The 5,276-nt window shown below is 65.7% G+C and carries 7 protein-coding genes; all 7 read right to left on the bottom strand.

All coding sequences use genetic code 11. The features are described from left to right. Positions 1-496: transcriptional regulator (locus DBR12_RS00765; RefSeq protein WP_108615507.1), on the bottom strand; the 496-nt coding region annotated here is incomplete at its 3' end. Positions 497-643: 147 nt separating this feature from the next. Beyond that, positions 644-1,474 (bottom strand): zinc-dependent peptidase, encoded by an 831-nt coding sequence (locus tag DBR12_RS00760; protein WP_108615506.1) that lies wholly within the window; start codon positions 1,472-1,474, stop codon positions 644-646. Positions 1,475-1,523: 49 nt separating this feature from the next. Continuing rightward, positions 1,524-2,303: a UDP-2,3-diacylglucosamine diphosphatase gene (locus tag DBR12_RS00755; RefSeq protein ID WP_108615505.1), complete on the bottom strand. Its 780-nt coding sequence runs from the start codon at positions 2,301-2,303 to the stop codon at positions 1,524-1,526. A 109-nt stretch (positions 2,304-2,412) separates the two neighbouring features. Next, positions 2,413-2,940, bottom strand: a complete 528-nt coding sequence (locus tag DBR12_RS00750; RefSeq protein WP_108615504.1) for a peptidylprolyl isomerase — start codon at positions 2,938-2,940, stop codon at positions 2,413-2,415. A 22-nt stretch (positions 2,941-2,962) separates the two neighbouring features. Next, positions 2,963-3,544, bottom strand: coding sequence for a peptidylprolyl isomerase (locus DBR12_RS00745; protein WP_108615503.1), 582 nt, complete (start codon positions 3,542-3,544; stop codon positions 2,963-2,965). Further along, positions 3,541-4,827 carry a L,D-transpeptidase family protein gene (locus tag DBR12_RS00740; protein WP_108615508.1) on the bottom strand — a complete coding sequence of 429 codons (1,287 nt, stop codon included), beginning with the start codon at positions 4,825-4,827 and terminating at the stop codon, positions 3,541-3,543. Before DBR12_RS00740 ends, DBR12_RS00745 begins: the two co-directional genes overlap by 4 nt. Positions 4,828-4,902: 75 nt before the next feature. Then, positions 4,903-5,276, bottom strand: a 374-nt coding sequence (locus DBR12_RS00735; protein WP_146185436.1) for a DUF4440 domain-containing protein, incomplete at its 5' end; no start/stop codon positions are given.

Here is a 5,276-nt window from a genome sequence, read left to right as displayed (position 1 = left end):
GGCGGATGGCTTCGGCCCCGGCGGGGTCCAGCGATTCCTTGAGCCCCGTGTCGCCATCCGTGGCGGTGAACTGGCCCACCACGCTCTGCAGGCTGCGAAACAGCGTCATGTCCACGTTCAGGCACAGCGCGGCGATGTAGTGGCCCGATGCGTCCTTGATGCCCACCGAGGTGCTTTTGGCCGGGCGGCCGTCAGCGAACTGGTTGGCGTAGTTGGCGACCACCTGCGGATAGTCCGGGTCCGCGATGCGCGTGAGCCCCATCTCGGTGGTGGGGTCGCCCACCATGCGCCCCGACAGGTTGTTGTGGATAGCCAGGATGGAGTGTTTGGGGTCCAGCAGGTCGTGCACGACCACCTCGCAGAAGGGGGCAAAGGTGGCGGCCAGGCCCTGGGCGACCTGTTCGATCTGCGAGAGCAGGGCGGCTTGTTCGGCGGTGCGCTGCGGAGTCCCCCGGCGGGTGCGGGGACGGGCTGGCGCTGGGGCGTGTGCAGGCATGGCGGCAATTTATCCAAAATTGGATAAATTGTCAAAATTTGGACTTTTTGTCTTTTCCTGCAGTCCACTCAATGCCTGCAGTGCCCGGGCTTCGGGGTTTCGGGGCTCTGCTGGTGGGGCCTCGCTCTCTCCTGGAGGCCGACCCTGTCAGCCCGCGTGGGCGGGGCGCTGGAAGAAGGTGTCCAGCACCGGCATCAGCCCCGGAAACTCCTGCGCAAACTGAGTGCGGTTCACAAAGTACGCCTCGCAGGCCACAGCAAAGAATTCGGAGGGCGAGGTGGCGCCGTAGGCGTCCAGCCAGGGGCGCTCTGCGCCGAAGCGCTCGGCCTTGATGACCGCTTCGCGGAAGTCCTGGTAGGCGGGCTCCCAGGCGTTCCACCAGGCTTCATACGCCGCACGGCCGGTGCGTGCGCCCATGAAGCCTGCAGGCAGGGGCGGGCAGCCGTTGGGCTCGCCGCTTTTCATGTCGAGCTTGTGCACAAACTCGTGCACCACCACGTTGTGGCCGCGCGCGGTGTTTTCGGTGGCGTTGGCCACATGCTCCCAGCTCAGCATGATGGGGCCGCGCTCCATGGCTTCGCCCAGCAGCACCTGGGTGTGTTCATGCACCACACCGGCTTCGTCCATGGTCTTGCGGCGGGCCACGGCCTCGCCGGGGTGCAGCACGATGCCGACAAAGTCGTCGTACCAGGCGAGCGCCTTGGCGGGGTCGCCCCAATGCAAGAGGGGCAGGCAGGCCTGGGCCGCAATGTCGATGGCCATGGCGTCGGTCACCACCAGGCCGTGGGCGCCGTGGAACTCCTTGTGGTGCAGGAAGAGAGCGCTGAGCGCGCGCAGCTTCGATTGGTCGTGCAACGACAGCGCCGCCAGAAACGGGTAGCGCTGCAGCGTCTGCAGCCACAGCGTGGCTGAAATGTCGGGCACGGGGGCCACGGTGGAGCGCACATGGCGCCAGAGCCGGTTGAGGAAAGGGGGCATGGCGATCAGGCAGCAGGGAGGTAACGCCCCGCGCAGTTCAGGATCGCATCTACGTGGGGGCCAGTGCGACCCGTTCCAAGCCCGCGCCGGACAAACGCAGTGTTTCCACGCGGGGGGGCAATGCGGCGGCGTCCCAGTCGCTGAGCACCACACGCTGCAGGCCCGGGGCGAGTGGATGGCTGGCAGGCTTGTGGGTGTGGCCATGGACCAGGGTGTGTGCGCCCGCAGCCTGCAGCCAGGCGGTGGCGGCGGGGCCGTCCACATCGGCATAGCTGGCGCCGGATTGTTTGCGTGCCTCGCTCTCTTGCCGGATGCCGCGCGCTTGCGCACGGCGTGTGGCCAGGGGCTGGGCCAGAAACTGCTGCTGCCATTCGGCGCTGCGTGCCTGCACCCGAAAACGCTGGTAGTCCACATCCTGAAGGCACAGCAGATCGCCATGGCTGAGCACAAAACGCTGGTCGCCAAACACCAGCACGGTGGGGTCGGCCAGGCCGGTGATGCCGCAATGCGCCAGGAAGGCCGGGCCCGCCAGAAAGTCGCGGTTGCCGTGCATGAAGTACACCGGCAGGCGCTGCGCGGCGGCCTGCAGGGTGGCGCAACATGTGGCCTCGAAGCTGCCGGGCTCCTGCAGGGCGTCATCGCCCACCCACACCTCGAACAGGTCGCCCAGGATGAAGAGGGCGTCGGCCTGGGTGGTCTGCAGATAGTGCTGCCAGGCGGCCACGGTGGCGGGCTCGCTGGCCTGCAGATGCAGGTCCGAAATGAATTCGACCGTGCGCCAGTGCGAGGGAGCGGCAAGCTCCTCGAACGGGGGCACGGTCGGGGTCATGGAGTTCTTTTCTCTTAGAGCTTCATGCGCACAGCTATGAGCGCGGCGCATGGAACCGGCGCGATTCAAGCCAGTGGCCGCCGCGCGCAGCGCCTCAGGGGGATGAGGCTCAAAGTGCCACGGCCTTGTCGATCACGACGGCGTCAAAAGGCACGTCGTCGTGGAAGCCCTTGCGCGTGGTGCGCACGGCTTTGATGGCGTCCACCACGTCCTGGCCCTTCACGACCTTGCCGAACACGGCATAGCCCCAGCCTTGTGCGGTGGGCGAGGTGTGGTTCAGGAAGGCGTTGTCCACCGTGTTGATGAAGAACTGGGCCGTGGCGCTGTGGGGGTCGCCGGTGCGGGCCATGGCCAGGGTGTACTTGTCGTTCTTCAGGCCATTCTTGGCTTCGTTCTCGATGGGGGCCTGGGTTTCCTTTTGCTTCATGTCGGCCGTCATGCCGCCGCCCTGGATCATGAAGTTCTTGATCACGCGGTGGAACACGGTGCCGCTGTAGAAGTCGCTGTTCACGTAGCTCAGGAAGTTGGCCGTGGACTTGGGTGCGTTCACGGCGTCCAGTTCGATGGTGATCACGCCCTGGGTGGCGGTTTCGGCCACGTTGATGGTGACGTGGAGTTCGACTTGTGGATTGCTCATTGCAGTGCTTTCTTCAAAAAATTCACTTCACCACGGTGGCCGAAGTGATGGTGACGGGGGTGGTCGGCACGTTCTGGTGCGGGCCTTTGTTTCCGGTGGCCACAGCCTTGATCTTGTCTACCACTGCCGTGCCTTCCACCACCTTGCCGAACACGGCATAGCCATGGCCGTCGGGGCTGGGGGCGTTGAGCATGGCGTTGTCCTTCACGTTGATGAAGAACTGTGAGGTGGCTGAGTCGGGGTTGCCCGTGCGGGCCATGGCGATGGTGTAGGTGTCGTTCTTGAGGCCGTTCTTGGCTTCGAGTGCGATGGGGGCCTTGGTGGGCTTTTGCTGCATGTCGGCTGTGAAGCCGCCGCCCTGGATCATGAAGCCGTCGATCACGCGGTGGAACACGGTGCCGTCGTAGTGCTTGCTGTTCACGTAGGCCAGGAAGTTCTCGACCGTCTTGGGCGCCTTGGCGGCGTCGAGCTGCACCACGATGTCACCCATCGAGGTGGCCAGCTTGACCTTGGGGGCGTCTTGCGCCTGGGCAGGTGCTACCGAAAAAATAGCTGCCAAGGCAATGCTGGCAAGCGCAAGGGTCGAATTTCTTCTGGAAATCATCCAATCACTCCTTCGAAAAATATCTGCCATTGTTGGCCCCGACGCGTCCAGTATTGGCGCTTGGTAGGGCCCGTGCGGGCGCCTTCGGCGACTTCGCCGAACGTTACCACCATGGTGTCTGCCGAGTCTGTCCAGCGCAGGTAAGACTTGTCCTTGAGCTGGAGTTCCCGGCCCTTGAGCGCCCGGGTTTCGGCCTGCAGCACCTGGGTCCATTCCTCCAGTGGCTTCTTGCGGTAGCTCTGGAAGTCGGGGGCGTAAAAACCCAGCAGGCGTTTCATGTCGCCTTCGGTCTTGGCGGTGCGCCAGGCGTTGAGCACGGCTTCGAACGACTTGCGTTCTGCCGCCACGCTGTGCGGCTGCACCCACTGCAGCTGTCGCGCAATCACCACGGGTGTGGAGCGGGGCTCCACGGTGCGCAGGATGCGTTCCAGGTCGGGGTTGGCCAGCACCAGGCAGCCATCGGTGGCCAGGGGGGCGCGTGCGAACTGGTCGGGTGGTGTGCCGTGCAGCCAGATGCCACTGCCCGTCTTGCCACGGCTCTGGTCCAGCGGGTTGGGGTAGTTGATAGGCAGGGCGCCGGCGCCATAGAAGTCCTTGAGTGTGGCGGGGTCCAGGCGGCTGGTGATGAAGTACACGCCGAGCGGCGTGCGCTGGTCACCCTCGGCGACCTTTTCGATGCCGAGCTTGCCCACCGACGCGTAGTAGTCGGCCACCAGCTGCAGGCCCTTGGGCGTGTTCTCGAACAGGTAAAGGCGTGAACGCGAGGCGTCTACCGCGATGGCGTGGCGCGAGCGGGGCGACAGCTCCAGGAACTGGGCCGGGACGCTGTTTTCTGGCGGGCGGCTGCGTTGTGCGTCCACCCGCTGGCGCGATTCGGTGCGCAGCTCGGTGAGGGTGGCGGCGGCCTGGAGGCTGCGGGTCGAGTCGGGCTCGGGCACCACGTCGCCCAGATGGCGGATGGGGCGCGTGCGCGACATGAGAAGGTCGCCTACCGCGAGCTGGGCCAGCTGGAAGTTGGGGTAGTCGCGCGCCAGGCTTTCGGCCTGCACAAGGGCTTCGCGGCCCCGGCCTTCGGCCACAAGTTTGTACACAGCCATCAGGCGGGCTTCGGCCTGGCCGTCGCGCAGGGCTTCGGAAGAGACAGGCGGCGCCGAGGATGTTGCGCGCCGTTTTTTCTTTTCCTTGTCGCCCTGGGACATCGCGGGGGCGGCCAGCAGCAGGCCCGCCAGGCACAGGGCGGCGGTGGCTGCCAGGCGGCCTGGTGCGGACAAAGGCACGGACATGCGCGGCATCAGGATCGGGTCAGGGCAAAAAAAAAGCCCGCGCAAGGGGCGCAGGCGCCGCACCGGGGCTCACGGTCAACCGCCTGTGGATTCGCGAACAATGGCCCAGCGGCCGTTGCTGTTCACCAGGTCCAGGGTCTTGCGGCTGGTCACGTTGAGTGCGTCGGCGCTGTAGGCTTGGCGAAAGCGGGCAGTGGCCTTGTCGCCCTGGACCGACACGGCAATGTCGGACAGCTTTACGCTGATCTTGGACTTGCCCACGATGCGCGCTTCGCGTTCTTTCTCCCAGGCGGAGCGGCTTTGGTTGCCCGGTGGGTCAAAAGACTTGTCGTAGGCGCCCAGGTAGGCCTTCATGTCCTTGGCTGCCCAGGCGGAGGCCCAAGCCTGCACGGCGGCCGTGACGGCCTGGGTGGACGCGTCGCTGGTGGCCGCAGGGGCCGGGGCGGGTG

Origin of the sequence: Acidovorax sp. HMWF029, assembly GCF_003060895.1 — a bacterium.
Taxonomy (GTDB): Bacteria; Pseudomonadota; Gammaproteobacteria; order Burkholderiales; family Burkholderiaceae_C; genus Acidovorax.
This window is presented reverse-complemented; position numbering and strand designations above follow the sequence as displayed.

What these genes read in the sequence shown, in the direction of transcription:
- DBR12_RS00760 (WP_108615506.1), bottom strand. Translation starts at nt 1,474, where the DNA reads ATGCCCCCTTTCCTCAACCGGCTCTGGCGCCATGTGCGCTCCACCGTG.
- DBR12_RS00755 (WP_108615505.1), bottom strand. Translation starts at nt 2,303, where the DNA reads ATGACCCCGACCGTGCCCCCGTTCGAGGAGCTTGCCGCTCCCTCGCAC.
- DBR12_RS00750 (WP_108615504.1), bottom strand. Translation starts at nt 2,940, where the DNA reads ATGAGCAATCCACAAGTCGAACTCCACGTCACCATCAACGTGGCCGAA.
- DBR12_RS00745 (WP_108615503.1), bottom strand. Translation starts at nt 3,544, where the DNA reads ATGATTTCCAGAAGAAATTCGACCCTTGCGCTTGCCAGCATTGCCTTG.
- DBR12_RS00740 (WP_108615508.1), bottom strand. Translation starts at nt 4,827, where the DNA reads ATGTCCGTGCCTTTGTCCGCACCAGGCCGCCTGGCAGCCACCGCCGCC.